At 70.9% G+C, this 24,420-nt stretch carries 28 protein-coding genes, 1 pseudogene and 1 riboswitch; of the genes and pseudogenes, 15 read left to right on the top strand and 14 right to left on the bottom strand.

Annotated features, from left to right (window positions below):
- Positions 1–232: 232 nt before the first annotated feature.
- Positions 233–1,333 (top strand): LLM class flavin-dependent oxidoreductase, encoded by a 1,101-nt coding sequence (locus OHT77_RS02730; protein ID WP_328826305.1) that lies wholly within the window; start codon positions 233–235, stop codon positions 1,331–1,333.
- Complete coding sequence (locus OHT77_RS02725; RefSeq protein WP_328826304.1) at positions 1,330–2,730, top strand: NtaA/DmoA family FMN-dependent monooxygenase; 1,401 nt, start codon at positions 1,330–1,332, stop codon at positions 2,728–2,730. Before OHT77_RS02730 ends, OHT77_RS02725 begins: the two co-directional genes overlap by 4 nt.
- A gap of 121 nt (positions 2,731–2,851) precedes the next feature.
- On the opposite strand, the gene OHT77_RS02720 is transcribed toward OHT77_RS02725, so the two are convergent.
- The 4 genes from OHT77_RS02720 to OHT77_RS02705 form a co-directional block, all read right to left on the bottom strand.
- The gene (locus tag OHT77_RS02720) at positions 2,852–3,187 is read right to left on the bottom strand and encodes an SH3 domain-containing protein (protein ID WP_328826303.1); all 336 of its coding nucleotides are present in this window, start codon (positions 3,185–3,187) and stop codon (positions 2,852–2,854) included.
- Positions 3,188–3,588: 401 nt separating this feature from the next.
- A complete protein-coding gene (locus tag OHT77_RS02715; RefSeq protein WP_328826302.1) occupies positions 3,589–4,566 on the bottom strand; it encodes an ArsR/SmtB family transcription factor in 978 nt (325 codons plus the stop codon).
- A gap of 194 nt (positions 4,567–4,760) precedes the next feature.
- On the bottom strand, positions 4,761–5,588 hold the full coding sequence (locus OHT77_RS02710) for a DUF1684 domain-containing protein (RefSeq protein ID WP_328826301.1): 828 nt from the start codon (positions 5,586–5,588) through the stop codon (positions 4,761–4,763).
- Positions 5,589–5,774: 186 nt separating this feature from the next.
- Positions 5,775–6,269, bottom strand: coding sequence for a peptidylprolyl isomerase (locus OHT77_RS02705; RefSeq protein ID WP_328826300.1), 495 nt, complete (start codon positions 6,267–6,269; stop codon positions 5,775–5,777).
- Between the two features lie 234 nt (positions 6,270–6,503).
- Here OHT77_RS02705 and OHT77_RS02700 point away from each other — a divergent pair, with 234 nt between their 5' ends.
- Complete coding sequence (locus OHT77_RS02700; protein ID WP_328826299.1) at positions 6,504–7,130, top strand: GntR family transcriptional regulator; 627 nt, start codon at positions 6,504–6,506, stop codon at positions 7,128–7,130.
- A 9-nt stretch (positions 7,131–7,139) separates the two neighbouring features.
- Here OHT77_RS02700 and OHT77_RS02695 read toward each other — a convergent pair whose 3' ends face one another.
- The 3 genes and pseudogenes from OHT77_RS02695 to OHT77_RS02685 all read right to left on the bottom strand — a co-directional run bounded on the left by OHT77_RS02695 (position 7,140) and on the right by OHT77_RS02685 (position 9,665).
- The gene (locus OHT77_RS02695; protein WP_328826298.1) at positions 7,140–7,484 is read right to left on the bottom strand and encodes a cupin domain-containing protein; all 345 of its coding nucleotides are present in this window, start codon (positions 7,482–7,484) and stop codon (positions 7,140–7,142) included.
- Entirely contained in the window at positions 7,481–8,272 is a 792-nt protein-coding gene (locus OHT77_RS02690) for a carbon-nitrogen hydrolase family protein (protein ID WP_328826297.1), read from the bottom strand. Before OHT77_RS02690 ends, OHT77_RS02695 begins: the two co-directional genes overlap by 4 nt.
- Before the next feature lie 29 nt (positions 8,273–8,301).
- Positions 8,302–9,665, bottom strand: a pseudogene (locus tag OHT77_RS02685) (MFS transporter).
- A 163-nt stretch (positions 9,666–9,828) separates the two neighbouring features.
- On the opposite strand from OHT77_RS02685, the gene OHT77_RS02680 reads away from it, so the two are divergent.
- Positions 9,829–10,515 carry a DUF2848 domain-containing protein gene (locus OHT77_RS02680; protein ID WP_328826296.1) on the top strand — a complete coding sequence of 229 codons (687 nt, stop codon included), beginning with the start codon at positions 9,829–9,831 and terminating at the stop codon, positions 10,513–10,515.
- Between the two features lie 134 nt (positions 10,516–10,649).
- On the opposite strand, the gene OHT77_RS02675 is transcribed toward OHT77_RS02680, so the two are convergent.
- Both OHT77_RS02675 and OHT77_RS02670 read right to left on the bottom strand, forming a co-directional pair.
- Positions 10,650–11,177 (bottom strand): hypothetical protein, encoded by a 528-nt coding sequence (locus OHT77_RS02675; RefSeq protein ID WP_328826295.1) that lies wholly within the window; start codon positions 11,175–11,177, stop codon positions 10,650–10,652.
- A 94-nt stretch (positions 11,178–11,271) separates the two neighbouring features.
- Positions 11,272–11,760, bottom strand: a complete 489-nt coding sequence (locus OHT77_RS02670) for a beta-class carbonic anhydrase (protein ID WP_328826294.1) — start codon at positions 11,758–11,760, stop codon at positions 11,272–11,274.
- Positions 11,761–12,015: 255 nt separating this feature from the next.
- On the opposite strand from OHT77_RS02670, the gene OHT77_RS02665 reads away from it, so the two are divergent.
- Positions 12,016–12,840 carry a DUF427 domain-containing protein gene (locus tag OHT77_RS02665; RefSeq protein ID WP_328826293.1) on the top strand — a complete coding sequence of 275 codons (825 nt, stop codon included), beginning with the start codon at positions 12,016–12,018 and terminating at the stop codon, positions 12,838–12,840.
- A gap of 133 nt (positions 12,841–12,973) precedes the next feature.
- A complete protein-coding gene (locus tag OHT77_RS02660) occupies positions 12,974–13,810 on the top strand; it encodes a hypothetical protein (RefSeq protein ID WP_328826292.1) in 837 nt (278 codons plus the stop codon).
- Between the two features lie 12 nt (positions 13,811–13,822).
- On the opposite strand, the gene OHT77_RS02655 is transcribed toward OHT77_RS02660, so the two are convergent.
- Complete coding sequence (locus OHT77_RS02655; protein ID WP_328826291.1) at positions 13,823–14,980, bottom strand: hypothetical protein; 1,158 nt, start codon at positions 14,978–14,980, stop codon at positions 13,823–13,825.
- A 334-nt stretch (positions 14,981–15,314) separates the two neighbouring features.
- On the opposite strand from OHT77_RS02655, the gene OHT77_RS02650 reads away from it, so the two are divergent.
- From OHT77_RS02650 to OHT77_RS02630, 5 genes are all read left to right on the top strand, one after another.
- Positions 15,315–15,641, top strand: a complete 327-nt coding sequence (locus OHT77_RS02650) for a plasmid stabilization protein (RefSeq protein ID WP_328826290.1) — start codon at positions 15,315–15,317, stop codon at positions 15,639–15,641.
- Positions 15,642–15,687: 46 nt separating this feature from the next.
- Positions 15,688–16,032: a hypothetical protein gene (locus OHT77_RS02645; RefSeq protein ID WP_328826289.1), complete on the top strand. Its 345-nt coding sequence runs from the start codon at positions 15,688–15,690 to the stop codon at positions 16,030–16,032.
- Between the two features lie 119 nt (positions 16,033–16,151).
- Positions 16,152–16,225, top strand: a riboswitch (cobalamin riboswitch).
- A gap of 57 nt (positions 16,226–16,282) precedes the next feature.
- Positions 16,283–16,498 (top strand): CbtB domain-containing protein, encoded by a 216-nt coding sequence (locus OHT77_RS02640; protein WP_329550818.1) that lies wholly within the window; start codon positions 16,283–16,285, stop codon positions 16,496–16,498.
- Positions 16,499–16,534: 36 nt separating this feature from the next.
- Positions 16,535–17,401 (top strand): CbtA family protein, encoded by an 867-nt coding sequence (locus OHT77_RS02635; RefSeq protein WP_328826288.1) that lies wholly within the window; start codon positions 16,535–16,537, stop codon positions 17,399–17,401.
- A 180-nt stretch (positions 17,402–17,581) separates the two neighbouring features.
- Positions 17,582–18,256, top strand: a complete 675-nt coding sequence (locus tag OHT77_RS02630; RefSeq protein ID WP_328826287.1) for a DUF1707 SHOCT-like domain-containing protein — start codon at positions 17,582–17,584, stop codon at positions 18,254–18,256.
- A 2-nt stretch (positions 18,257–18,258) separates the two neighbouring features.
- On the opposite strand, the gene OHT77_RS02625 is transcribed toward OHT77_RS02630, so the two are convergent.
- Positions 18,259–19,062: an SAM-dependent methyltransferase gene (locus tag OHT77_RS02625; RefSeq protein ID WP_328826286.1), complete on the bottom strand. Its 804-nt coding sequence runs from the start codon at positions 19,060–19,062 to the stop codon at positions 18,259–18,261.
- Between the two features lie 228 nt (positions 19,063–19,290).
- On the bottom strand, positions 19,291–20,070 hold the full coding sequence (locus OHT77_RS02620) for an SDR family NAD(P)-dependent oxidoreductase (RefSeq protein WP_328826285.1): 780 nt from the start codon (positions 20,068–20,070) through the stop codon (positions 19,291–19,293).
- 106 nt (positions 20,071–20,176) lie between these two features.
- On the opposite strand from OHT77_RS02620, the gene OHT77_RS02615 reads away from it, so the two are divergent.
- The 4 genes from OHT77_RS02615 to gap all read left to right on the top strand — a co-directional run bounded on the left by OHT77_RS02615 (position 20,177) and on the right by gap (position 22,907).
- Positions 20,177–20,413, top strand: coding sequence for a hypothetical protein (locus OHT77_RS02615; protein ID WP_328826284.1), 237 nt, complete (start codon positions 20,177–20,179; stop codon positions 20,411–20,413).
- Positions 20,413–20,790 (top strand): toxin Doc, encoded by a 378-nt coding sequence (locus OHT77_RS02610; RefSeq protein ID WP_266778913.1) that lies wholly within the window; start codon positions 20,413–20,415, stop codon positions 20,788–20,790. Before OHT77_RS02615 ends, OHT77_RS02610 begins: the two co-directional genes overlap by 1 nt.
- 50 nt (positions 20,791–20,840) lie before the next feature.
- Positions 20,841–21,797 (top strand): GlxA family transcriptional regulator, encoded by a 957-nt coding sequence (locus OHT77_RS02605; RefSeq protein ID WP_328826283.1) that lies wholly within the window; start codon positions 20,841–20,843, stop codon positions 21,795–21,797.
- 111 nt (positions 21,798–21,908) lie between these two features.
- Positions 21,909–22,907 carry a type I glyceraldehyde-3-phosphate dehydrogenase gene (gene gap, locus OHT77_RS02600; protein ID WP_328826282.1) on the top strand — a complete coding sequence of 333 codons (999 nt, stop codon included), beginning with the start codon at positions 21,909–21,911 and terminating at the stop codon, positions 22,905–22,907.
- A gap of 127 nt (positions 22,908–23,034) precedes the next feature.
- Here gap and OHT77_RS02595 read toward each other — a convergent pair whose 3' ends face one another.
- Together OHT77_RS02595 and OHT77_RS02590 are read right to left on the bottom strand one after the other, a co-directional pair.
- A complete protein-coding gene (locus tag OHT77_RS02595; RefSeq protein WP_328826281.1) occupies positions 23,035–23,526 on the bottom strand; it encodes a GNAT family N-acetyltransferase in 492 nt (163 codons plus the stop codon).
- A gap of 210 nt (positions 23,527–23,736) precedes the next feature.
- Entirely contained in the window at positions 23,737–24,393 is a 657-nt protein-coding gene (locus OHT77_RS02590; protein WP_328826280.1) for a response regulator transcription factor, read from the bottom strand.
- Positions 24,394–24,420 lie beyond the last annotated feature (27 nt).

Below are 24,420 nucleotides of genomic sequence, written 5' to 3'. Positions count from 1 at the left end.
GACATCTTCCGGGGGCGGCGCCCAAGGTTGAGGCGATCGATCCCGGACGGGTGGAGGCCCCGATGCGCGTTTGCGACGCCGCACCTCGCGGTGCCGGTCCGGGCGCGCGGCTGATCATCCGCCGGCATGTCGACTACTGCCGTACCGCCTCCGCCGTCTGTCCTTCCGCACGCCTCTGACCCCTGCCGGCCCACGGGCCGGCCGTCTCGACGTGTTCTCGGAAGGAACCCCCATGTCCGGCCCCGCCCTGCGGCTCGCCCTCGAAATCGACGGTGACGGCGCCCATCCCGCGGCCTGGCGCCGCGCCGCCCACTCGCCCGACCACCTGTTGAGCCCGCGCCGGGTGGCCCGTGTCGCCGCCGCGGCGGAGAACGCCGGGTTCACCCTGCTCACCCTGGACGACGGCGCGCTCCCGCCCGGCGCCGCGCCCGACGTGGTCGGCCGGATCGGCGCGGTGGAGCGGGCCGCGTTCCTCGCCGCGTCGACGAGCGTCATCGGCATCGCGCCGGTCGTGCCGCTCACGTACGCCGAACCCTTCCATGTCTCAAGCCAGTTGGCGTCCCTGGACCACATCTCGGTCGGGCGCGCCGGGTGGGTGGTGAGCGAGGAGGTACGGCCCGAAGCGGCGTCCGTCTGGGGGCGTCCGCTCGTCGACGGGGACGCGGCACGCGCCCGTGAGTCGCGTGACGGGGTCGAGGTCGTCCGCGAGCTGTGGGACTCCTGGGAGGACGACGCGGTCATCCGCTCCGTCGCCACGAGCCGCTATCTCGACCGAGACCGGCTGCACTACGTCGACTTCACCGGCGACACCTTCGCGGTGAAGGGACCGGCGATCGTGCCGCGTCCGCCGCAGGGCCAACTCGTCGTGCTCGGCAGCCCGGACCGGGTCCCCGCCGATCGACTCGACGTCGCCCTCGTCGAGGGCCGCGATCTGGCGGCCGTCACCGCGAGCGCCTCCGCCGCCGGAACACCGCGTACCTTCGCCGAAGTCGACGTCGCCCTCGACACCGCCGACGCCGCCGCCGAGGAACGCGTCGCCGACCTCGAACGGCACGCGCCCTGGAGCGACCGGGGACGCCTGCGCCACATCGGCTCCGCCGCCGGACTCGCCGCGCTGCTCGGGGAGTTGAGGGGAGTGGTCGACGGAGTGCGCCTGCACCCCCTGGTGTTGGACGAGGACCTCCCGGAACTGTCCCGGCTCGTCCTGCCGCAGCTCGTCGAACGACGGTACGCCGTACGGCCGTTGCCCGGCGCGTCGCTGCGCACCCACCTGGGCCTGGACCGGCCCGCCAACCGCTACGCCGCCGTGGCCGCCCAGGAGGACGTCCGATGACCCGCACCGACCCTCTCGACGTCCCCCGCCCCGACGCCCAGCTGCACCTCGGTGTCTTCTTCCAGGGCGTCAACCACTGGACGGTCTGGTCCGATCCGGCGAGCGGCTCCCAGATCGACCCCGCCAACTTCCGGCGCGTCGCGCAGACCGCCGAACGCGGCCTGTTCGACGCGTTCTTCCTGGGGGAGGGGCTGCGGCTGCGCGAGGTCGACGGCCGGATCCACGACCTCGACGTCGCCGGACGGCCGGACGCCATCACCCAACTCGCCGCGCTGGCCGCCGTGACGGACCGCATCGGCCTGGTCAGCACGTCCAACACCACCTTCAACGAACCCGCCGACCTCGCCCGCCGTCTGTCCGGCCTCGACCTGCTGTCCGAGGGCCGCGCGGGCTGGAACGTGGTGACCACCGACAACGCCTGGACCGGCGCCAACTTCCGGCGCGGCGGCTACCTCGACCACGCCGACCGCTACCGCCGCGCCGAGGAGTTCCTCACCGTCGCCCGCGCGCTCTGGGACAGCTGGCAGGACTCGGCCGTCTCCGGCTCGGCAGGCGCCCCGGCCTGGGCGGCACCCGGCGCCGTACGCCAAGTCCGCCACCAGGGACCGCAGTTCGACGTCGACCTCGCGCCCACCCTGCCGCGCAGCGTCCAGGGGCACCCGGTGATCTTCCAGGCCGGGGACTCCGGCGAGGGCCGGGACTTCGCCGCCCGCAACGCCGACGTCATCTTCTCCGCGCACGGCAACGACTTCGACGACGCGCTCGCCTTCGCCGAGGACCTGCGGCGCCGGCTGCGGGCCGTCGGCCGGCCCGACGACGACCTGCGCATCCTCCCCGGCACCGAGATCATCATCGGCGCCACGGAGGAGGAGGCCCTGGAGAAGAAGCGCTGGATCCGCCTCCAACAGGTGACCCCGGCAACGGCGTTGGGCATCGCCGGACTCCTGTGGGGCATCGACCTCTTCGGCCGGGACGCCGACGGGCCGCTGCCCAAGGAGGACCCGGTCGTCGCCGAGAACGACGGCTCCTTCGGGGCACGGCGGATCGCCGACCCCCGTCAAGTCGTCGCGGAATGGCGGGAGAAGGCCGACGCGAACCGCTGGTCCCTGCGCGAGACCGTCATCGCGCTGGGCCCGCAGCGCGGCCATGTCGGCACCCCGGAGGGACTCGCGGACAAGTTCGCCCACTTCGTGCGGCACGGCGCGATCGACGGCTTCAACGTCACGCCGTACCTGATCCCCGACGGCCTCGACGACATCGTCGACCTGCTCGTCCCCGCACTCCAGGAACGCGGCGTCTACCGCACCGAGTACACCGGCACGACCCTGCGCGAACACCTGGGCCTGCGCGAGCCCCTCACCCACCGCGCCGCGGCGGACCGGCGCCGAGCGGGCTGACCCGCAGACGACACGCCGAGGGCGCGGTGGCCACCGTCCCCCTGTGCACGGTGGCCACCGCGCCCTCTTGCGCTATGCCCTCAGCCGTTCTCGATGACGGCGGACTTCGGGATGCCGCTCGTCAGCACCTCGCCGAGGCCGGCAGGTTGCCGTACTGGTCGCCCTTGAAATAGACCGCGCTGCTGTAGCCGTCGGCGAACGAGATCCAGATGTTGTTCGTGATCCCGTGGTCCGTGATGGTCTCGCCGATGGTCCAGCAGTACGCCGTGTAGGAATGGCCCGCGGTCAGCGTCGCCAGGTAGGCGCTGTTCTTCTGCGGCAGCTGCCGCACGTTGACGTTCTCGTACGGCACGACGGTGTACGACGGCTCGGCGGGAGCCGCCGCGGCCATGCCCGCCGGGGCGAGGAAGGCGAGCGTGGCGGCTGCGGTGCCGATGACGGCCGAGGTGCGGCGCATGTGGTGTCCCCCTGTGGGTGATGACGTGGTCGGTGTCAGGTGTGGCGAACTGGTCGGGTCCGTCACTGGCAACGGCCCACGCCGTCGATCCAGTTGGTGGTGTTCTTGATGTAGTAACTGGCCATGAAGCCCATGTGGTTGCCGTTGGTGGTGCTCACCAGCACCCAGTACGGGTTCCCGCCGACGGTCTGCCCCGGCTGCTGGCAGATGACCGTGACGGTCTCCCCGGCGCGAGCGCGGCGGTGATGATTCCCCGTTTCCTCATGTACCTCTCCGGTGTTCGTGTGCGATCGACACAAACGATGGCCGTGGGGGTCATGGGATGGCAATGAATTCGAAGCCGTTCGAAGTGGCGCCGGGCGAGGTTTGCGCGGCGCCACTCCGTCCGTCCCTTCGGTCGTTCACCGGTCAAGCAAGCGCAGCCCCAGGGGAGTTGCGGAGTGCCGTACGAACTGGCCCTCCCGGTGGCTGGCGATCAGGCCCCCGTCGCGCAGCACCCCGAGCTGGTAACTGGCGCTGGGCAGCGCGATGTTGGCGGCCGAGGCGACCTCGGACGTGGTCCGCGCCCCATGGTTGGCGAGATGCGCCAGGACCACCGTGCGGGTGCGGCCCAGCAGCCGTTCAAGCCCGTCCTTGCTCGCACGGGCGACCTCTAACGGCTGCTTGGCGACCGGGTAGACGAGCACGGGACCGAGCGTGGGATCCGCGAGCGCGGTGGGCCTGCGCCAGCAGAAGTACGACGGGACGAGCAGCAGACCGCGCCCTTCCAGGTACAGCTCGCGGTCGACGGGATAGTTCACCTCCAGTACGGGAGCGTTCCAACGGGCGTGCGGGCGCAGCGCGTCGAGGAGAGCGGACGTGCCGCCGTCGAGGAGCGCCCGTGAGCGCAGCTCGACATCGTTGCCGATCGCTGTCTGTATGCGCGGCCAGTACGGTTCCAGCAGTGTCTTGCAGGACAGTTCCAGCGCCCGCGTCAGCGTCCCCAGCGCCTTGACGCCCGGCCGGTTGAGGCTGGACACCCAGGACGGCAGCGGACGCGACTCCGCGAGCCGGGTCAGCTCACGGGTCAGCCGGGTGCGGGACGTGGAGCGCACCTCTTCGAGCCCGACGGCCAGCCCGCCGCCCGTGACCGACGGGGTGAGGAAGTCGGGGATGTAGCCCACCGGCGGAATCAGCGTCTGCAGCGGCAGGAGCGCCCGCCGGGCCCGTGGATCCTTCGCCAGTCCCTCACGTACGGACCGGCGCCAGTGCCCGAACTCGAGCGCCCCCTGCCGGGTGTCCAACCGGCAGACACCGCAGACGAGTTCCCACAGAGCATGGGGCTGACGGGCGACCCGGACGCTCTGGAGATCCTGCGACGTGAAGTGGATACGGAGCATGCGGCCTCTTTCCTGCGCGTCGTCCGTGCGCAGCGTCTGTGGGGGGTGCGACCGCGCGTGAACCTGCGCGCACTAAAGGGGACGACTCAGAGGCACGCATGGTTGTCGAAATCCGGGCCACGGACCGAACGTCTTTTCGGGCCGGCGGCGCCGATCAGGCACCGGTGCCGGCCCGGTCACGTCAAGGCCGGAAATCAGGCCGCGCCGCCCCGCTCACGGGGGATCTTCTGCCCGGCCTCGACCGACACCGGCAGCCGGTTCTCCGCCGGCGGCAGCGGGCAGGTCGCGAGGTCGGTGTAGGCGCACGGCAGGTTCGTCGCGCGGTTGAAGTCCAGGACGACCGTGCCGTCGGCGTCCGGCGCGGGGAGCGTGAGGGAGCGGTTCGCGGCGTACGTGGTCACCCCGGAGGTGGCGTCCGTGAAGAGCACCATCAGCCCGCCCGGCCCACGCCCCGGGAACGCGGTGAGGGCCAGTGACTGCCCGTCCAGTTCGAACTCGACCCGGCCCGGCGCGTCGTAGACATGCTCCAGCCCCTCGACCGCGGCGCCCACCGTCGTCGGACGCGGTGCGTCGAACGCCGTGTAGCGGCCCTGGACCACCCAGCGGGGATCCGGCGCGTAGGCGGGGGTCCCGGCGAACGCGGTGCGCAGCGGGGCGTCCGGGTGCCGGGGCCGCACGATGTCGTTCCCGCCGCGCTTGGCCACCTCGATCACGGCGTCGCCCCACACCGCGTCGACACCGCCCCGCTCGGGCAGCACGCCGAAGCGGTGCTCACCGCGCACGGTCTCTCCCGCCACGACGAGTTCCTCGCCCTCGTCGAGCGCCACGGCGACCCCGTCGGCGTCGGTCCACCAGGCGCCGGGCGCGTCCGAGAAGCGCTGCGGACGCTCGTCCAGCCAGTGCAGGCCGGTGATCGCGAGGAAACCGTGCGGAGCGGCGAGCCGTTCCTCCTGCCCCCGGTACCACTCCAGCCAGTCCTGGGTGAAGCCCTGCAGGTCCGTCGTGGTCAGGTCAACGGTCATGGTCACTCCTTCGTCGCACGAGGCCGGGCCTCGCAACGGGGTCGTGCCAGTTCCAACCACGACGGCCGGGCGGGGGATTCCGATCCGTATGTGACAGCTTCTTTTCAGGATGACGACGCCGCGGGCCCCGGGGACGATGTTCCGTCCCCGGGGCCCGCGGTACGTTCCGACCCGCTACGGGTGGGGTCAGGCCTCGACGACGCCGGACGCGGCGATCTCGATCTTCGCCTTGGTGGCGCCCGAGTCCGAGCCCAGGGACTCGATCTTGTCGATGACCTCCTGGCCCTCGACGGCCTCGCCGAAGACGACGTGCTTGCCGTCGAGCCACGAGGTGACGATGGTGGTGATGAAGAACTGCGAGCCGTTGGTGTTGCGGCCGGCGTTCGCCATCGACAGCAGGTACGGGCGGTCGTGCTTCAGCGTGAAGTTCTCGTCCGCGAACTTCTCACCGTAGATGCTCTTGCCACCGGTGCCGTTGTGGTTGGTGAAGTCACCGCCCTGCAGCATGAACTGGGGGATGACGCGGTGGAAGCCGGAGCCCGCGTAGCCGAAACCGTTCTGCCCGGTGGCCAGCTCACGGAAGTTGCGCGCGGTCTTCGGGACGACCTCGTCGAAGAGGTTGAAGACGATGCGGCCCGCGGGAGCGCCGTCGATGGTGATGTCGAAGTAGACGTTACTCATGATCAATTCTTCACTTTCGGTGTGTTGCACACTCTGCCTGGCGTGGCCGTGTGCCGAGCGTCAGGCCGTTACGTCAAAGAACCCTGATCGGAGTCCAGTTCTCTGAACTCTATCCACAGACCGGAGTGATCACGGTCGGTGCCGGGGGAGTGCGCCTGCCGACGGAGCCGTGTGGTGCGGAAACCCCCGTGGTAGCGTCGGTATACAAACTGTATGCGATGTCTGGGGGTTGCCGTGGCGTCCGGTCGGGAGAAGGCCTACGCGTATCTCAAGGACACGGTGCTGACCGACCCCGAGATGCAGGGGGCCTTCCTGTCGGAGCAGGACCTCGCCGATCGTATCGGTGTCTCCCGCACCCCCATCCGCGAGGCGCTCCTGATGCTCGCCGCGGAGGACCTGGTCGAACTCGTCCCCAAGCGCGGCGCCCGCGTGGCAGCGCTGACGGGGCGCGAGGTGCGCGAGCTGATGGAGCTGCGCGGCATGGTCGAGCGGTACGCGGCCGAGCGCCTCGTCGCGGCCGGGCGGGTCCCCCTGGCCGAGCTGCGCGCCCTCCTGGACGAGCAGCGCGCCCTCACCGGCGAGGAGGAGACCCACGAGTTCATCGCCGTGGACCACCGCTTCCACGCCTCCCTGGTGTCGGCCGTCGGCAACACCCTCCTGGACCGGCACTACGACGGCCTGCGCAGCCGACAGGTCCGCGCCGGCGTCGTCGCCGTCTTCAACCAGCAGGGCCGGCAGAAGGCGGTGCTCGACGAGCACGAGGCCATCGTCGACGCCCTCGCCGCCGGTGACGCGGGAGCCGCGTGCGCGGCCATCGACCACCACCTGCAGTCGACCCTCAAGGTCCTCCTCGACGGCTGAGGCGACGCGTCAGGCTCCGGGGTACGTGATCACGAGCATCGTCACCCCGTCCGGCGCGGTCCACGGCCCGTGCGGCATGCCCGGCGGACGGCAGGCGTACATGCCCGCGGTGAAGGTCCGGTCCAGCGTCAGGTCGTGCATCGCGCCCTCGACGAGATAGACCTCCTCCCACACGTCGTGCAGGGCCACGCCCGCCGCCGAGGAGTCCGCGCCCGGCGCCCACCGCACCAGCGCGGTGCGCCTGCCGCTCTCGGGATCCTCGGCCAGCACGCACTCCTCGACACCGGGCCCGGCACCCGCCGGAGCGCGCCAGGGCCCGTCGGGACGGTGGAACTCCAGCTCGGGCCCGCTCATCCCCACACCTCCGGCCGCCGGTTCGCCAGCACGGACGTCTTCTCGCGGACCGCGCCGACCTCGTCGACGTCCAGGTCCGTCACCAGCAGCTCCGGCTCGGCGCCGAGAGCGGCCCGTACGGTCCCGTCGGGCCCCACCACCAGGCTGTGCCCGATGCCGGTCGGCACCGAGCCAGGACCGGTGCCGGGATCTGCCTGGCCCGCGGCGGCGACCCACACGGTCGCGTCCAGCGCGCGGGCCCGCACCAGCAGCTCCCACTGGTCGACCTTCCCGGGTCCCGCACCCCAGGACGCCGCCAGCAGGGTACCCACCGCCCCGGCGTCGGCGTGCGCACGGAACAGCTCAGGGAACCGGACGTCGTAGCAGGTGGCCAGCCCCAGCCGGACACCGTCCACGTCGATCAGGGCGGTGCGGGAACCCGGGGCGACGGTCTCGGACTCACGGAAGCCGAAGGCGTCGTAGAGATGGATCTTGTCGTACGACTCCTCGACGCCGGGGCCGGTGGCGAGGAGGGTGTTGGCGACCCGTCCTCCGTCGGCCGGGGTGAACATGCCGGCGACGACGACCGTGCCGGTCGTGCGGGCGATCTCGCGGACGCCGTCTGCCCAGGGGCCGTCGAGGGGCTCGGCGAGCGGGGTGAGGGGGGTGCCGAAGCAGGCCATCGACGCCTCCGGGAAGACGACGGCGCGGGCTCCGGCATCCGCCGCGCGACGGGTCCACTCCTCGATGAGACGCAGGTTCTTGTCGGGTTCGGGGCCGGTGGTGAGCTGGCTGAGGGCGATCCGCATGGGCGGTGCCTCCTTCTCTGGGGCCGGGGTCAGTGGGACAGGGGGAGGTCGGCCGCGGCCGGGGTCTTCGGCGCGGCGAGCTGTGCGTCCTCGTCGACGGCGGCCTCGGGGTTGCGCCCGAGGAGGACGCCGACCAGGGAGATCGCGGAGGCGAGGGCGATGTAGAGGGCCAGCGGCACCCAGCTGTCGTAGGCGCTGAGCAGGGTGGTGAAGAGCAGCGGGGCGATGGCGCCGCCGATGATGCCGGCCAGGGTGTAGGCGAGTGAGGAGCCGGTGTAGCGCAGCCGGGGTGAGAACTGTTCGGCGATGAAGGCGGCCTGCGGGCCGTAGAGGCAGCAGTGGATCACCAGGGCGACCAGGACTCCGGCGGCGAGGGGCAGCCAGGAGCGCCGGACGCCATCGGGAAGAACACGAACGGCCACACGGCGGCTGCGACCGCCGAAACGCCGTACAGCAGGCGCCTGTTGACGCGGTCGGAGAGGGCGCCGGCCAGGGGCATCAGGAAGACCTGGACCGAGGAGCCGATGAGGACGGCCGCGAGGGCGGAGCCACGCGACATGTCGAGTTCCTGGGTGGCGTACGTCAGCACGAAGACGGTGAACATCGCGTACAGCACGTCCGGGCCGACCCGGCACAGGATCGCGGCGGTCAGCGCGCGGGGCTGGGTGGTGAAGACCTCACGGATCGGGGTCTGGGGGCGGGACTGCTCGGCCTCCATCGCCTTGAAGACCGGGGTCTCCTCCAGCTTGGCCCGGATCCACAGCCCGAAGCCGACCAGCACGCCGGACAGCAGGAACGCCACCCGCCAGCCCCACGACTCGAACTGTGCCTCGGTCAGCAGCGCGCCGAGGGCGGCGAGCACACCGTTGGCCAGCAGGTTGCCCGCGGGCGGGCCGACCTGGGCGGCTGAGGCGTAGAAGCCCCGGCGGCGCGGGTCGCCGAACTCGCTGGACAGCAGGACGGCGCCGCCCCACTCGCCGCCCACGCCGACGCCCTGGGCGAAGCGCAGCACGACCAGCGCGATCGGCGCTGCCACACCGATCGTGCCGTAGGCGGGCAGCAGGCCGATGGCGAAAGTGGCCACGCCGATCAGAACGAGTGTGGCGATCAACACCTTCTTGCGGCCGATCACATCGCCGAGCCGGCCGAAGACGAAGCCGCCGAGAGGGCGGGAGACGTAGCCGACCGCGTAGGTGGAGAACGCCAGGAGCGTGCCGGTGAGCGGGTCCTCGGACGGGAAGAACAGATCGCCGAAGACCAGCGCCGCGGCGGCGGAGTAGACGGCGAAGTCGTACCACTCCAGGGCCGTGCCGGTGAGGCTCGCGACGAAGGCGCGGCGGACGCCGGAGCGCCTCTCCGCGGCGCCGGTGTCGCTCTTCGGGGTGTCGTGCATGGTGCCCATCCTTGCTCGGGGACATCGACCTTCCGGCATACTTCTTGTATACAGGTCGTATGCGCAAGCCCTGCGCCGGAAGTTAACCGCGGAGAAATCAGGATCCGCAGGGGTCCGTCCTCCGTGTCCCGTTCCCTGTTCCCCGATCCCTGGGAGTGCCCTCATGGCCGTGCTGACCTTCGAACTGCCCGACGGATCGACGCGCGAGGTCGACGTCGTCCAGGTCCTCAACGCCGGATACGCCGGGCGCAGCCAGGACGATGTCGCCGCACACGTCGCGGAGCTGGCCGAGCTGGGTGTCCCCGGACCGTCCGTGACGCCCGCGCTGTACCCGGTCTCCCCGTACCTCGCCCAGCAGACCGAGCGCGTCGCGGTCCAGCACGGCCGCACCTCGGGCGAGGCGGAGTGGGCGCTGGTGGTCGCGGAGGACGGGGAGTTGCTGCTGACCGCAGCCTGTGATCACACCGACCGCGACCTGGAGGTGCACGGGGTGGCGTGGAGCAAGAACGCGGGCCCCGACGTCCTGGCCCGCCGTGCCTGGCGCCTGGCCGATGTGGAGTCCCGCATCGACGAACTCACTCTGCGCGCCTGGGTGAGCCACGGCGGCACCGAGACCGAGATCCAGACCGGCACGCTCGCCGAACTCCTCACCCCGGGCTACTGGGTGGACGTGCTGCGCTCCCGCGGTGACCTGGTACCGGGGACCGTGCTGATCTCCGGCACCATTCCCATGGCCGCGGGCGTCGACCAGTTCGCCGACGGCTGGCGCGTGGAGCTGGCCGACCCGGCCGGTGGGGATGTCATCGGCCTCGCGTATGACGTGCGGCCGATGCCTGAGCCCATTGGCTGACGCGCTGGTCGAGCGGGTGCGGGCAACTGGTATGTGGGCAAGGGGAGTTGGCGGCGAGTGGGAGGAGGGGGACCGGACGGTCCGCGCTCACCACTCGCCAACAGCGGCTTCGGCAAAGCCTGTTGCTCATCTCGCTACGGGAAGTACAGTGCCGCCTTCTCCAGGACGTGCCCGGTGAACATTCCGCCGTACCTGCTGCCGCCCCGGTACATGGTGACCCGGGTGACCCCCGAACCCGTGGTCTCCACCGTGATGGGCCGCCCGATCAGGGACGTTCCGAGGACCCGGGCGTCTTGGGCCGCCCAGGTCCGCGCGGCCGGCTGGGCGCTGGGGGTGACCAGCGCGGGGAGGATCAGCGCCGCGTTGCGGGCGCCGGAGAGGCCGCCCCGCAGGTTCTTCGCGTAGTCCAGCGCCCACCCGGTGAACTCGGTCAGCAGCGCCTGGTCGACGCCGGGGACCGCGGCGGCGAGGACGAACAGTTCCGCCTTGGTGCCGAACCACCGCGCCTTGCGGTCCGACCGGCTGCCTATCGTCACCGGGCGGTCGCGCCAGGTGGTCCCGGTCACCAACGTCCCGTCGGCGGCGAGCCGTTGACGGAGTGCCGCGAGATAGGAGTCGGCCGCGCCGGTCGCCGGTGCCGGGTCGCTCTGATGCTGTGTCATGTGGGGATCTTCCGTCACAACACGACCCGGGCACACGGGAATTCGTGAAATCGGGCACCGGGGAACACCTGCCCCGGTGCCCTCGCCGTCCCCGTCAGCCGACCTCGTTCAGCTTCCCCGTGGCCACGTCGAACACGAAGCCCCTGACGTGGTCCTTGTGCACGATGAAGGGGTCGGCCTTGATGCGGGCGATCGACTGGCGTACGTCGGCGTCCAGATCGCCGAAGGCCTCCGCCGCCCAGGACGGGCGCAGCCCGGTGTCCTCCTCGATCGCGGCCTTGAAGCCGTCGTCCGTGAAGGTGAGCATGCCGCAGTCCGTGTGGTGGATGAGGATGATCTCCTCGGTGCCCAGGAGCCGTTGGCTGATGGCGAGCGAGCGGATCTCGTCCTGCGTGACGACACCGCCCGCGTTGCGGATGACGTGGGCCTCGCCCTCGTGCAGGCCGAGGATCGCGTAGACGTCGAGGCGCGCGTCCATGCAGGCCACGACGGCGAGATGCCTGGCGGGAGGGAGGGGGAGCGGACCTACGAAGGTCTCGGCGTACCGGGCGTTGTTGGCCAGCAGTTCATCGGTCACGGACATGGTGGACCTCTGTTCTCGCGAGTTCTACAGGTGCTGTGCGGGTGTCGGGGACGGCGCACGGCAACAGAACACGTCGAAGACGTAGACACGACGCGAGGGCCAGAAGCCCGTCAGCGTGGTGGCGAAGGTCGGCACCCGTCCAGTGAACCCTCGCCGCCGACACCTGGCAAGAAACCACCGTCAGAAGCAACGAGCACGCAACGATCAGCCACAGCGGCCGATCCGGGCCGCCCCACCCACCAGGGAGCACCTGCCATGAGTACGTTCCCCACCGCACAGGACGTCAGGACCACCCCCGAAGGACTCCTCTGGGAGCCCAGCCCGCGCTGGGTGCGCGGCCGGAAGGGCGACACCACCGTCGTGGACAGCCGCCACCCCGTCCTCGTCTGGGAGCCCGGCATCCCCGTACCGCTCTACGCCTTTCCGCACGACGAGGTACGCGAGGACCTCCTCCGCCCTGCGAAGAACCCGCCGACCGGCACGCACACCGGCTCCCGGATCTTCTACGACCTGGTGACCGGCCAGGAGTTGACGGAGAACGCGGCCTGGACCTACCCCGCCGACGACCTCGCCGGGCACATCGCGTTCGAGTGGTTCCGGCGGGTCGGCCGGGGGCTCGACCACTGGTACGAGGAGGAGGAAGAGATCTTCATCCACCCCCGTGACCCGCACAAACGCGTCGACGCCATCCCCAGCAGCCGTCACGTCCGGGTCGAGATCGACGGCACGGTCGTCGCCGACACCCACCGCCCGGTCCTGGTCTTCGAGACCGGCCTGCCGACCCGCTACTACATCCCGCGCGAGGACGTCCGCCTGGACCTGTTCGAGCCGACCGACCACAACACCGGCTGCCCCTACAAGGGCACCGCCACCTACTGGTCCTGGCGGGGCGAGGCCGGTGTTCCCGCCGTCCCGCCGAACATCGTCTGGAGCTATCCGCAGCCCCTGCCCGCGGTCGGCGCCGTCAAGGATCTCCTCGCCTTCTACAACGAGGCGGTCGACATCGTCGTGGACGGCGACCCCCTGGAGCGGCCGGTCACGCCCTTCACGAACGCGCTCCGGGAGCAGTCGTCGACGTGACGGCACCGGTGAAGTCCGGCCCTGTTCCGTCCAGTTGAGGTGAAACAGCGCCGACAGGGCAGTCGACACCTTGCACATGCCTCTTCGACGGCTGTCGTGCTCCGGGACTGTCAAAGGATGTTGAAGGACGTTGATGGAGAGTCACACCAAGGACGACAAGAAAGACGACAAGAAGCGGGAGCCGAAGCGCAAGGTGCTCGATCTGACCGCTGTCCAGGTGGTGGCGAGTGCGCTCGCCACCGTGGTGGGCGCGGTGCTGGCGTCTCTGCTGGGGGTGACCGGGACGATCGTCGGCGCGGCCGTGGTCAGCGCCAGCGCGACGACCGGCGCCGCGGTCTTCCAGCACGCCTTCCGGCGGACGGGAGAGGGGATCCGCAGAAGAGTGCCGTCGGTGGCGATGGCGCTGACCCCGAGCGAGGAGCGGGCGCTGCAACGCGCGGACGCCCGGGCGGCGTTCGGGGGGCGGGGCGGCTCCTCGGGCGAGACCACGACATCGCCCGCCGATTCGCCCGACACCCCCTCCGAATCCTCCGACGGCGATTCGGAATCGGTGGGCAGCCACCGGACCGGTTCGTTCTGGAAGTCCGTCGGCTGGAAGAAGTACGCCCTGGCGACCGGCCTGATCTTCGCCCTGGCGATGGTCACGGTGACCGCGGGGGAGCTCATCATGGGCAAGCCGCTGGCGGCCGCGGTCAGGAACGAGTCGGGCACTGGGACGTCGTTCGGCGGAGGTTCGGCCGGAAAGCACACTCCCGCACACAGCCCGACGCCCACGCCGCTCACGTCGAGCAGCGCGGGATCGTATTCGGGCGGTACCGCAGCGCCGTCCGCGAGCGCGGAGCCGAGGACCAGCCACAGCTCCGGTGCCACCCCGAGCCACAGCGCCGCCTCCAGCCCCGAGGCCTCGGCGTCGAGCGTGCCGTCCGCGAGCGGTGACGCCGAGATCGACTCCGGCGCCACCGCTCACTGACCGGCGTCGGCCCTACTGGGGCGACTGGCCCGCATCGGCCAGCGCCCGACGGTCAGGAAGGCCGGCGAGGTCCAGCTGCCTGCCGAACCTCCGCGACGCCAGCAGCGCGAGCAGGGCCGTGAGCGCCGCGAGTGCGGCGAGTACGGCCATCAGTCCGGCGAACCAGGACGGCGCGGCGGTGAGCCGCAGCGCCTCGGAGACGCGTGAGGAATGGAACCGCCCGTCGAACAACTGAAGGGCGGCCAGCACGGCAGGCACCACCACGGACACGGCGAGGACGGTCGCACCGCCCTGGAGCACCAGCGCCGATGCCAGCAGGACGCACAGGATCGAGACCCCGAGCGCGGACCCGTAGGCGGCGGCGGAGGCTCCGTCGCGGTGCAGCGGGAAGTACGACAGCCCGCACAGCACGAGCGCCACCGCCGCGACCAGCCTCGGCCAGACCGGGGGAGCGGTGCGCCGCGCCGTCGTACGCGGACGGCGTGGACGGTGCTGACGCGCGGGGCGGTCGTCGGCCGCGGGCTCCGGGGCGTTCGCCGCCGCCTGGTCGCGGCCGAGGGACTCGTAGTCCGCGGCGGTCGCGGCGACGGACCGGCTGGTCGCCCGGGAGGTCGCGTCCTGGTCCTCGGCCAGGCGGCCGATGAGCTGGACGAGTTCCTCGACAGGCCGGCCGGCCGCGGCCCGTAGCGCCTCCTCGCCGCAGTGCGGCTCCAGCGGGGGCCGGTGCAGCAGGGCCATCAGCCGGGTGACGTCCTCGACGGGACGGTGCTCGGCTGCCGCGCGGATCGCCTCGTCGGCGCTCTCGGGGTTGCGTGGTGGCTGGGTCAGCAGGGTCACCAGACGCGTGACGTCCTCCACGGACCGGTCCACCCCGACCGCCCGGAGGGCGTCGACGGTGGCCTGCGCGTACTTCGGTGACTGCTCCAGCATGGTGATGAGCTGGAGCACCTCCTCCAGCGGCCGGTCGGCGATGGCGGCGTGCAGCAGTCCGTGCATCGGATCGGCGTAGTCGCCTTCGGGGCCGAACCGGGCGGGAGCCTCCTGCGACGGACGTGACGTCGGCGGCGTTCCGTCGGCCGGTCCCCGGTCGGAGGACGCGAGCGGATGGGGTGCGGCGCCGTGAGGTATCTCGGGTTGGTCCGGGCTGGGCGAGAAAGAGCGGGTGGTCATGCTCGGCTCCATGAAGAGGCTGATGCTGCTATCGCCCCCCGAAGTGCGATGAACAAGCTGATCCAGTCCATTACTAGGTGTCCGCCCGCCACCACGCCACGCGAGTACGCCACCCGTGTGACCCCGGCCCGCCGCCCCGACGGCCGGCGCGGTCCGCACCCTCATCCGTTCGGTGGCCGTCTGCTCGCACACCGGACGGCCCGCGCATCAGATGGGAACGACCCGTGTCGGGGGCCCGCGTGAGAAGCGGCGGACGACGGGTACCTGGGAAATCGCCGGAAAACAGCCGAGTACGCCGGAGGCCGTTCCCGAGCGGAGAGAAAAGGAGAACACCGTGCCGCGAGGATCCAGCGCGAAGCGAGAGCGTCAGTACGAGCACATCAAGGAAGGTGCCGAGAAACGAGGTGTCTCCGAGGGCAGGGCGAAGGAGATCGCCGCGCGCACCGTGAACAAGGAGCGGGCCCGCGCCGGTGAGTCCGCGACCGCGAGCAGGACGTCCCTCCGCGACCCCAAGTCCGCCTCGCAGCGCGGCGGCGAGCGCTCGCACCGCGGGGCGCAGGGACCGACGAAGGACCAGCTGTACGCGGAGGCGAAGAAGCGCGGCATCGAGGGCCGTTCGTCGATGAACAAGCAGCAGCTGGCCCGCGCCCTCGGCCGCTGACCCACCTGACCGCCCCCGCCGCACCACCTCAAGGAGAGTGACCCCCATGGCAACCGTGTCCCTCACCGGAGCGTCCAAGGAGGACGCCGCGACCGTCTTCGGCGTCCTGCGGACCGCGTTCCCCACCGACCGGCCGTTCGACGACGTCCCCCAGGAACAGCCGGGCGACCGCAACGCCGTCTGGACCGCGGAGTTCGAGCCGACGCAGGAGTGGATACCCACCGACCCCCTCCCCCTGGAGGGCTCGGTCTCCGCCACGATCCAGGGCGGCTACGTCGCCGTCGACCAGCTCCGCGAGGCCCTGAACGTCACGTTCGCCGTGGACGAGCGGGGCACGGCGTCGGGAGACCAGGAACAGGAGGTCGACCTGCGGCTCACGAGCAAGCGGTGAGCGTCGCGGTCCGGGTCCCGGGCGCCCGTCAAAAGCCGTAGTCACAGCGGTAGTCGGAACGGGCCTGATTGACGGTGCGCAGACACGCGCCGTACTCTCCCCCTGTAGTGATGGCATAAGGAAGCTGGTGAAATTCCAGCACGGTCGCGCCACTGTGAGCCCGCCGCCGGAAGGCGACGGGTGAGTCAGACACTGAACCTTCACTCGCCCGTACACGCAAGGGACGCACGATCCCGAAGGAGGGCTCACTGTGAGCAGCATTTCCACATCCCGTCCGGTGTCCACGCCGGTCGTCCTGCCGGTGTCCAAGTCGATCGTCTGGCTGGTCGGCACGGCTCTGATCGCGCTGGCGATCTACTACTTCATCGGTGTGGACCAGGGTGCGGTGTCGGTGTTCGGCAACGACATGCACGTCCACGAGTTCGTCCACGACGCCCGGCACTTCCTGGGCTTCCCCTGCCACTGACCCTCCGCCGGCATCTGGACGTACGGACAACTCGACATGGAAAAGAAGCTCATCCTGCGCGGCATACTCGCCGGCGCGGTGGCGGGCCTGCTCGCGTTCGTGTTCGCGCGGATATTCGCCGAGCCTCAGATCGCGAAGGCCATCGACTACGAGAGCGGCCGTGACGCCGCCCAGAGCGCGCTGGACAAGGCGGCCGGCCTCCCCGCCGAGGCGGCCGACCCGGACTTGTTCAGCCGCACCATCCAGGCCAACGTCGGCATCGGCGTCGGCATGGTGTTCTTCGGCATGGCGATGGGCGCCCTGTTCGCCGTCGCGTACACGGTCTGTCTCGGCCGCACGGGAGGCCTCAGGGCCCGCAGTCTCGCCCTCCTCGTCGCCGGGGGCGGCTTCCTCGGCATGTACCTGGTGCCGTTCCTGAAGTACCCGGCGAACCCGCCCGCGATCGGCCACGAAGAGACCATCAAGCAGCGCAGCGCCCTGTACCTGATCATGGTCGTCTGCTCGATCGCCTTCCTCGCGGGCGCCGTCTACCTCGGCAAGTACCTGCAGAAGCGCTACGGCAACTGGAACGCGACCCTCCTCGCGGGCGCCGCGTTCGTCGTCGCGATCGGGATCGTGATGCTGCTCCTGCCGCAGCTGGGCCATCTCTCGTACAACAAGGCCAACTTCGGCAACCAGGCCACCGAGACCCCGCTCCCGCTGAAGGACTCGAAGGGCAACATCGTCTATCCGGGCTTCCCGGCGGACGTGCTCTACACCTTCCGCTTCTACTCGGTCGCGGCGCAGTTGATCCTCTGGACGGCCCTGGGCCTGATCTTCGCCCCCCTCGCCGAGCGCCTCCTCAACCCCGCGCGGCCGGACGCGAACACCCCCTCACAGGAGCCCGATCCCGTCCCGGCGTGACGAACTCCCTTCCACGGCGGGCGCGGTGATCGACGAGATCACCGCGCCCGGTCCGTTTTCGCCACAAGGGCACGGCAGTTGGGTCGACCGGTCCGGACACGTGCCGGGATACGGCGTTAGTCTTCTGCTCGCGCCGCCGACCGCGTGCGCGGAGTCGTCGGACAGGACCAGGACGGAAGCATGTCGGGAGAGATTTCGCCCACCGGGAGGGAATCCGGCAGCGGCCCCGGCCCGTCGCCCGAGCTGCGGGCCTCGCATGCGGACCGGGACCGGGTGGTGGACGTGCTGCGGGTCGCCGCGGGGGACGGCCTGCTGACCGCGGACGAGCTGGACGAGCGACTCGAAGTCGCCCTGTCGGCACGCACGTTGGGCGAACTGGCGGTGCTCACCGCCGACCTGCCGCCCGCATTGGCGACAGTCGGCGGGACCGGAGCGGCGGCCAAGGACGTCGTCCGGATCGAGCAGGTCCACAGCGGCGCGATCGAGCGCATGGGCCGCTGGGTGGTACCGCGCAAGCTCGAACTCGCCGTCACCTACTGCGAGGTGACCCTCGACTTCACCGACGCGGTGATCACCCACGACACCCTGCGGATCGAAGTGGGCATGACGGGCAAGACCCTGACGCTGATCACGAGACCGGGTGTCGTCGTCGACACCGACGGTCTGCAACTCGTGCACAGCGGGGTCAAGTACCGCCGCACACCGGTGAGTCCGGACACCCCGGTCGTCCTGCGCGTGGAACTGGTCGGCCTCAAAGCGCACGGACGCGTGGTGGTACGGCCGCCCCGCCGGACGTTCGCGCAGTGGCTGCTCCGGAGGCCCGCCGGGAGCGGGCCCGCGAACCGGGCCGAGTAGTCCTACGGCTTCCGGGCCACCCCGACGTACAACGGGATCCGGTCGGTCCCGCCTGGTTGTCCGCCCGGCTCGGGGTACCAGTCCGCGGCGAGTGCTATGCCGGGTTCAATGAGCTCAAGTCCCGTGAAGAAACTGGCGAATTCGTCGCGTGAGCGTACTTGCGCGGTGGTGCCGCCCTGGCGGTAGACCTCGACGACGCGCTGCCAGGTCTCCGGATCGAAGTCTCCGGTCGCGTGGGACAGGGCCAGATAGCTGCCGGGGGCAAGGGAGTGGAGGAGTTCGGCGACGATGCGTCGGGGGTCGTCCTCGTCGGCGACCAGGTGCAGGAGGGCCACCAGGGAGAGCGCGATCGGCTGCCCGAAGTCCAGGATGTCCCTGGCAGCCGCGAGGATTTTTCCCGGCTCACGCACATCGGCCTGGATGTAGGTGGTGCTGCCCTCCGGAGTGCTGTGGAGGAGCGCTTCGGCATGCCGGAGGACGATCGGGTCGTTGTCCGCGTACACCACGCGGGCGCCGGGGTTGATGCCCTGGACCACCTGGTGGAGGTTCGGCCTGGTCGGTATCCCCGTGCCTATGTCCAGGAACTGGCTGATTCCCCGCTCGGCCAGCGACCGGGAGGCGCGGTGCATGAAGTCACGGTTCACCCGCGCCATCTCCCTGACGGCGGGAAACAAGGAGATGACCTGCTCGGCGGCGGCCGCGTCCACGGGGTAGTTGTCCTTGCCGCCGAGGAAGTAGTCGTACATGCGGGCCGATTGAGGCTTGCTGGTGTCTATGTCGGCCGAGCTGAAGCCTGCGTCTGTCACTTAGGTTCTCCCGTGAAGTAGCGAACCAGTTCCCGCGTCCCGGTGACCGTACCGCCGGGGGCCGGACCGCGGACCTCATTGGTCCCTCCGTGCCAGCCGTACCCCGCGACGCAGCGGGACTTGGACGAGGGACGCGGCCGGCGGGTGGTAGCCCCCTTCAGAGCGGTGTGTCTCCGATCACGGTTGTAACCGGCGATCGGGCTACGACCACACCGTTCCCGACAGGCCTCAGTGCGCGGAGAATCCACCGTCCACGAACAGCGACTGCCCGGTGACGTACGCCGAGGCGCGGCTCGCCAGGAACACGGTCGCGCCGGCGAAGTCCTCGGCGAGGCCGTTGCGGCCGATCAGGGTGCGGGCGGCCAGGGCTTTCACCATCTCCGGGTCGGAGGAGAGTCGTTCGTTGAGCGGGGTCAGCACGAAACCCGGGACCAGGGTGTTGCAGGTGACGCCGTGCGGGGACCAGGCCTCGGCCTGGGAGCGGGCCAGGGACTCCAACGCGCCCTTGGACACGCCGTACGCACCGCTCTGGGCGAACGCGCGGTGTGCCTGCTGGGAGGTGATGTGGATGATCCGGCCGAAGCCGCGCTCGGCCATGCCGGGGCCGAAGCGCTGGCTCAGGAGGTGCGGGGCTTCGAGGTTCAGGGACATCGTGGTGTCCCACACGTCCTCGCTCAACTCACCCAGCGGCGGGCGGAGGTTGATACCCGCGCTGTTCACGAGAATGTCCGGCTCCCCGAACACCCCGGCCACCGCGTCCGCCGCCGCCCGGATGCCGTCCCGCGTCCCCAGATCGCCACTCACCCACGCCGCCCGACACCCCTCCGCCGTCAACTCGTCCACCGTGGCGGCCAGCTCCCGCTCCCGCCGCGCCACCACCACGACACTCGCCCCGGCCCGCGCGAGCGCCCCGGCGGCGGCCCGTCCGATACCGGAACTGCCACCGGTCACGACGGCGACCCTGCCGTCGAGGGAGAAGAGTTCGGAGAGGTAGTCGCTAGAGATCATTCCCGCAGCCTAGGCGGCGGGGCGGACGGGCATGTCCGTACCCCCTCGCCGGCCCCGGGAGGGCACACCCCTCCCCCCGACGGCACCAACTAGGTACCATCGCCCTATGCCATCGCTGAATGTGTCCTTCACCGAAGAGGAACTCGAGGGAGTGCGGGTCGCCGCCGCGGCCGAGGGGAAGAGTCTCAAGCAGTATCTGCATGACCTCGGGGTGCGGGAGATGCAGCGCGGTCGGTTCGTCGCGGGGGCGTCCGCGTGGGCCGAGCGGTTGCGTGGGGAGTTCGACGACGCGTTTCCCGACGAGGTGCCGCCCTCCGAGCGTGGCGGGGCCGCGGCCGCCTGATGCAGCTGTACATCGACGTCTCCTGGCTGCTCGACGTCCAGGAGGCCGCCCTCGGCCACGAGGACATGTCCGTGTCGGACTACTCCGCGCTCGTGGCCGCCGTATCCCGGCACAAGACCAAACTGCCGACCCTCGCCGCGGCCGACCCGGACGCCGCCTGGCGGGCCGCCGCGCTCATGCACACCATCGTGCGCCTGGAACCGCTGCCGCACCGCAACAGCCTCTACGCCGCGTTCGTCGCCGCGCAGTACATGGGCCAGTCCGGCGAAGGCATCGACCCGCCCTACGGCGCCCTCTCCGACCTCGTGCGCAAGATCCGCGACACCCGGGTCGGAGTCCTCGCCGTCGCCGACCAGCTGCGCTCGTGGAAGGTCTGACCTGCGGCGGGGCGGTACGGCACCCCGGACGTCCTGCGTAGGCTGTTCCCGTGTCCACCGCCCGTCTGCGTCGCGTCGCCGTCCTCGTCCTCGAAGGCGCCAAGCCGCTCGACGTCGGCATCCCCGCGCAGGTCTTCACGACGCGGGCGAGCATGCCGTACGAGGTGCGGCTGTGCGGTGCGGCCCCGGGACTGGTGACGGGCGGGGACGGGCTGTCGTACCACGTCGCCGACGGGCTCGACGCGCTGACCTGGGCCGACATCGTGTTCCTGCCGGGCTACCGGTTCCCGGACCGGGAGGACCCGCCGCAGGCCGTGCTCGACGCGCTGATCGCCGCGCACGAGCGGGGCGCGCGGCTCGCCGCGATCTCGACCGGCGCCTTCGCGCTCGCCGCCACCGGGCTGCTCGACGGCAAGCGCGCCACGACGCACTGGCACTACACGCGAGCGCTCGCCACGAAGTACCCGCTCGTCCGGGTCGACGAGAACGTCCTGTTCGTCGACGAGGGCAGCGTGCTCACCTCGGCCGGCGCCGCCTCCGGCATCGACCTGTGCCTCCACATCCTCCGCGGCGACCTCGGAGTGGCCGCCTCCAACCACGCCGCCCGGCGCCTGGTCGCGGCCCCCTACCGCAGCGGCGGTCAGGCCCAGTACGTGCCGCGCAGCGTGCCCGAGCCGCTCGGTGAACGGTTCGCCGCCACCCGCGAGTGGGCGCTGCACCGGCTCGGTGACCCCCTCACCCTGGAGACACTGGCCCGGCAGGCCGCCGTCTCACCGCGCACCTTCTCGCGCCGCTTCGTCGACGAGACCGGCTACACCCCGATGCAGTGGGTCATGCGCGCCCGCATCGACATGGCCCGCGAACTGCTCGAACGCTCCGAGCGCAGCGTCGAGCAGATCGCCGCCGACGTCGGCCTCGGCACCGGCGCGAACCTGCGCCTGCACTTCCATCGGCTCCTCGGGACGACGCCGAGCGAGTACCGGCGGACCTTCGCCCAGGGGGAGTAGCCGCGCCCCGTCCCACGGTGTGGCGGGATCCTTTTGAACCATGGCGATCACGCCACTGTCCGGCCCGGACGCCGCGCGCGAACCTGGTGGCATACCGAAGGGACATCACTCATGACTCGCATTGCCATCAACGGATTCGGCCGCATCGGACGCAACGTGCTGCGCGCCCTGCTCGAGCGCGACAGTACCCTGGAGGTCGTCGCCGTCAACGACCTGACGGAGCCCGCGACGCTGGCCCGGCTGCTCGCCTTCGACACGACGTCCGGCCGGCTCGGCCGCCCGGTGACCGTCGACGGGGACACCCTCGTCGTCGACGGCCGCCGCATCAAGGTCCTCGCCGAGCGCGAGCCGGCGGACCTGCCGTGGGCCGAGCTCGAGGTGGACCTCGTCCTGGAGGCCACCGGCCGCTTCACCTCCGCCAAGGCGGCCCGCGCCCACCTCGACGCGGGCGCGCGCAAGGTCCTCGTCAGCGCGCCCTCCGACGGCGCCGACGTCACGCTCGCGTACGGGGTGAACACCGACGCCTACGACCCGGCCACGCACACCATCGTCTCGAACGCCTCCTGCACCACCAACGCGCTGGCACCCCTCGCCGCGGTGCTCGACGAACTCGCCGGTATCGAGCACGGGTTCATGACCACCGTGCACGCGTACACCCAGGAGCAGAACCTCCAGGACGGCCCGCACCGCGACCCCCGCCGTGCGCGTGCCGCCGCAGTGAACATCGTGCCGACCACGACGGGCGCCGCCAAGGCGATCGGCCATGTGCTGCCGAACCTCGACGGCAAGCTGTCGGGCGACTCGATCCGCGTGCCCGTACCGGTGGGCTCGATCGTCGAGCTCAACACCACCGTCGCCCGCGACGTGACCCGCGAGGACGTGCTCGCGGCCTACCGCACCGCGGCCGAGGGCCCCCTCGCGGGCGTCCTCGAGTACTCCGACGACCCGCTGGTCTCCTCCGACATCACCGGCAACCCGGCCTCGTCGATCTTCGACTCCGCCCTCACCCGCGTCGACGGCCGCCACATCAAGGTCGTCGCCTGGTACGACAACGAGTGGGGCTTCTCCAACCGGGTGATCGACACGCTCGAACTCCTCGCCGCGGGCTGACCCACAGAGCGGCCCCACGGATCGTCAGGGCACGGGTGGAGTCGCCCCCGTGCCCTCAGCACATCGCCGAGCCCGTCAATTCGGGCTCGGCATCCGTGACTTGGCGGCAGGGGCGACCGATCCCGGCCTACACGTCGCGCTGGTACCACGTGCCCTGTTTACCGCCGATGTCGGACGGATCGGCGGGGCCGACCGGCGTGAAGCCGGACTTGGCCAGCACCTTCTGGGACGCGATGTTGTCGTGGGAAGTGGCCGCTCTGAGCGTGCGCAGGGCGTGTCGCGTGGCCGCAAGTCGGCACAGCTCCTTGACCGTTGAGGTCGCCAGGCCCTGACCGGCCACGCGCTGCGCCACCCGGTAGCCGAGATCCGCCGTGTGCTCCTCGCCGATGTCGTACAGGTTGAATCTGCCGAGCACCGAACCGTCCTCGGCGACGAGCACGTAGAAGGCGCAGACACCGGCCTCCTGCTCGGCGAGCAGCGCGTCGAACCTCGCGGTGAACTCCTCGAAGTAGGCGTCGCCGCGGTCGGAGATCGTGGTGGCGAAGTAGGCGCGGTTCGCGGACTCGAAGGCCAGCACCGCCGGGGCGTGCTCCGCGCGGAGCAGCTGCAGTTCGGACATCTTCCTTACCTGTTCGGGCAGTTGGTCAACCAGGGCACCACGCCGGGACCGACCGGGCGTACCTCGTCGGAATCGCCGGTGTCTACGGTGTGATGGCACCGCGGGCATTCGACTGCGTGGGACACGTGGGCCATTGAAGCCCGCCCACCCCTTGAGCCACATCGGCCTGAGGTCGTAGAGGGGGTAAGGGTGGTCGGAGAACCCGGTGGGTCAGCGAGGTTCCAGCCCCGCGTCCCGTGCCAGCAGTGCGGCCTGTACCCGGTTCTCGCACCGCAGCTTCGTCAGGATCCGGCTGACGTACGTCTTCACCGTCGCCTCGCTGACATGGATCCGCTCGCCCGCGTCGGCGTTCGACAGGCCCTCACCGAGCAGGGCGAGCACCTCGAGTTCCCGGGTGCTGAGCGACTCCAGCCGGCGGCGCGCCTCCTCGCCGCGCGCCGCGGCCTGGCCCGAGGCGAGCTGGTCGACGACATGGCGCGTGGCGGCAGGTGACAGATACGCGTCCCCGGCCGCCGCCGCTCGCACCGCCTGGATCAGCTCGGCCGGCGCCGAGTCCTTCAGCAGGAACCCGGCGCCGCCCTGGCTCAGCGCCCGCAGGACGTTCTCCCGCTCGCCGAACGTCGTCAGGATCAGCGGCCGTACGGCCGGTGCCACCCGCCGCAGTTCCGTCAGCGCGGACAGCCCGTCCAGCACGGGCATCTGGATGTCGAGCAGCGCCACGTCGACCGCGTGGGCACGGACCAGGTCGACCGCCTCACGGCCGTTGGCCGCCTCCGCCACGACATCGATGTCGGCGGCGGAGGTGAGGATCATCCTGATGCCCGCCCGGATGAGGGGTTCGTCATCCGCGACGAGGACTCTGATCACAACTCTCCTGCGGGGCGTGCGACGGGG

It is taken from the genome of Streptomyces sp. NBC_00252 (assembly GCF_036187565.1).
Lineage (GTDB): Bacteria > Actinomycetota > Actinomycetes > Streptomycetales > Streptomycetaceae > Streptomyces.
This window is presented reverse-complemented; position numbering and strand designations above follow the sequence as displayed.

Excerpts from the sequence above, each read along its gene's own strand:
- OHT77_RS02730 (WP_328826305.1), top strand. The coding sequence starts at position 233 with ATGTCCGGCCCCGCCCTGCGGCTCGCCCTCGAAATCGACGGTGACGGC.
- OHT77_RS02725 (WP_328826304.1), top strand. The coding sequence starts at position 1,330 with ATGACCCGCACCGACCCTCTCGACGTCCCCCGCCCCGACGCCCAGCTG.
- OHT77_RS02720 (WP_328826303.1), bottom strand. The coding sequence starts at position 3,187 with ATGCGCCGCACCTCGGCCGTCATCGGCACCGCAGCCGCCACGCTCGCC.
- OHT77_RS02715 (WP_328826302.1), bottom strand. The coding sequence starts at position 4,566 with ATGCTCCGTATCCACTTCACGTCGCAGGATCTCCAGAGCGTCCGGGTC.
- OHT77_RS02710 (WP_328826301.1), bottom strand. The coding sequence starts at position 5,588 with ATGACCGTTGACCTGACCACGACGGACCTGCAGGGCTTCACCCAGGAC.
- OHT77_RS02705 (WP_328826300.1), bottom strand. The coding sequence starts at position 6,269 with ATGAGTAACGTCTACTTCGACATCACCATCGACGGCGCTCCCGCGGGC.
- OHT77_RS02695 (WP_328826298.1), bottom strand. The coding sequence starts at position 7,484 with ATGAGCGGGCCCGAGCTGGAGTTCCACCGTCCCGACGGGCCCTGGCGC.
- OHT77_RS02690 (WP_328826297.1), bottom strand. The coding sequence starts at position 8,272 with ATGCGGATCGCCCTCAGCCAGCTCACCACCGGCCCCGAACCCGACAAG.
- OHT77_RS02680 (WP_328826296.1), top strand. The coding sequence starts at position 9,829 with ATGGCCGTGCTGACCTTCGAACTGCCCGACGGATCGACGCGCGAGGTC.
- OHT77_RS02675 (WP_328826295.1), bottom strand. The coding sequence starts at position 11,177 with ATGACACAGCATCAGAGCGACCCGGCACCGGCGACCGGCGCGGCCGAC.
- OHT77_RS02670 (WP_328826294.1), bottom strand. The coding sequence starts at position 11,760 with ATGTCCGTGACCGATGAACTGCTGGCCAACAACGCCCGGTACGCCGAG.
- OHT77_RS02665 (WP_328826293.1), top strand. The coding sequence starts at position 12,016 with ATGAGTACGTTCCCCACCGCACAGGACGTCAGGACCACCCCCGAAGGA.
- OHT77_RS02660 (WP_328826292.1), top strand. The coding sequence starts at position 12,974 with ATGGAGAGTCACACCAAGGACGACAAGAAAGACGACAAGAAGCGGGAG.
- OHT77_RS02655 (WP_328826291.1), bottom strand. The coding sequence starts at position 14,980 with ATGACCACCCGCTCTTTCTCGCCCAGCCCGGACCAACCCGAGATACCT.
- OHT77_RS02645 (WP_328826289.1), top strand. The coding sequence starts at position 15,688 with ATGGCAACCGTGTCCCTCACCGGAGCGTCCAAGGAGGACGCCGCGACC.
- OHT77_RS02635 (WP_328826288.1), top strand. The coding sequence starts at position 16,535 with ATGGAAAAGAAGCTCATCCTGCGCGGCATACTCGCCGGCGCGGTGGCG.
- OHT77_RS02630 (WP_328826287.1), top strand. The coding sequence starts at position 17,582 with ATGTCGGGAGAGATTTCGCCCACCGGGAGGGAATCCGGCAGCGGCCCC.
- OHT77_RS02620 (WP_328826285.1), bottom strand. The coding sequence starts at position 20,070 with ATGATCTCTAGCGACTACCTCTCCGAACTCTTCTCCCTCGACGGCAGG.
- OHT77_RS02615 (WP_328826284.1), top strand. The coding sequence starts at position 20,177 with ATGCCATCGCTGAATGTGTCCTTCACCGAAGAGGAACTCGAGGGAGTG.
- OHT77_RS02610 (WP_266778913.1), top strand. The coding sequence starts at position 20,413 with ATGCAGCTGTACATCGACGTCTCCTGGCTGCTCGACGTCCAGGAGGCC.
- gap (WP_328826282.1), top strand. The coding sequence starts at position 21,909 with ATGACTCGCATTGCCATCAACGGATTCGGCCGCATCGGACGCAACGTG.
- OHT77_RS02595 (WP_328826281.1), bottom strand. The coding sequence starts at position 23,526 with ATGTCCGAACTGCAGCTGCTCCGCGCGGAGCACGCCCCGGCGGTGCTG.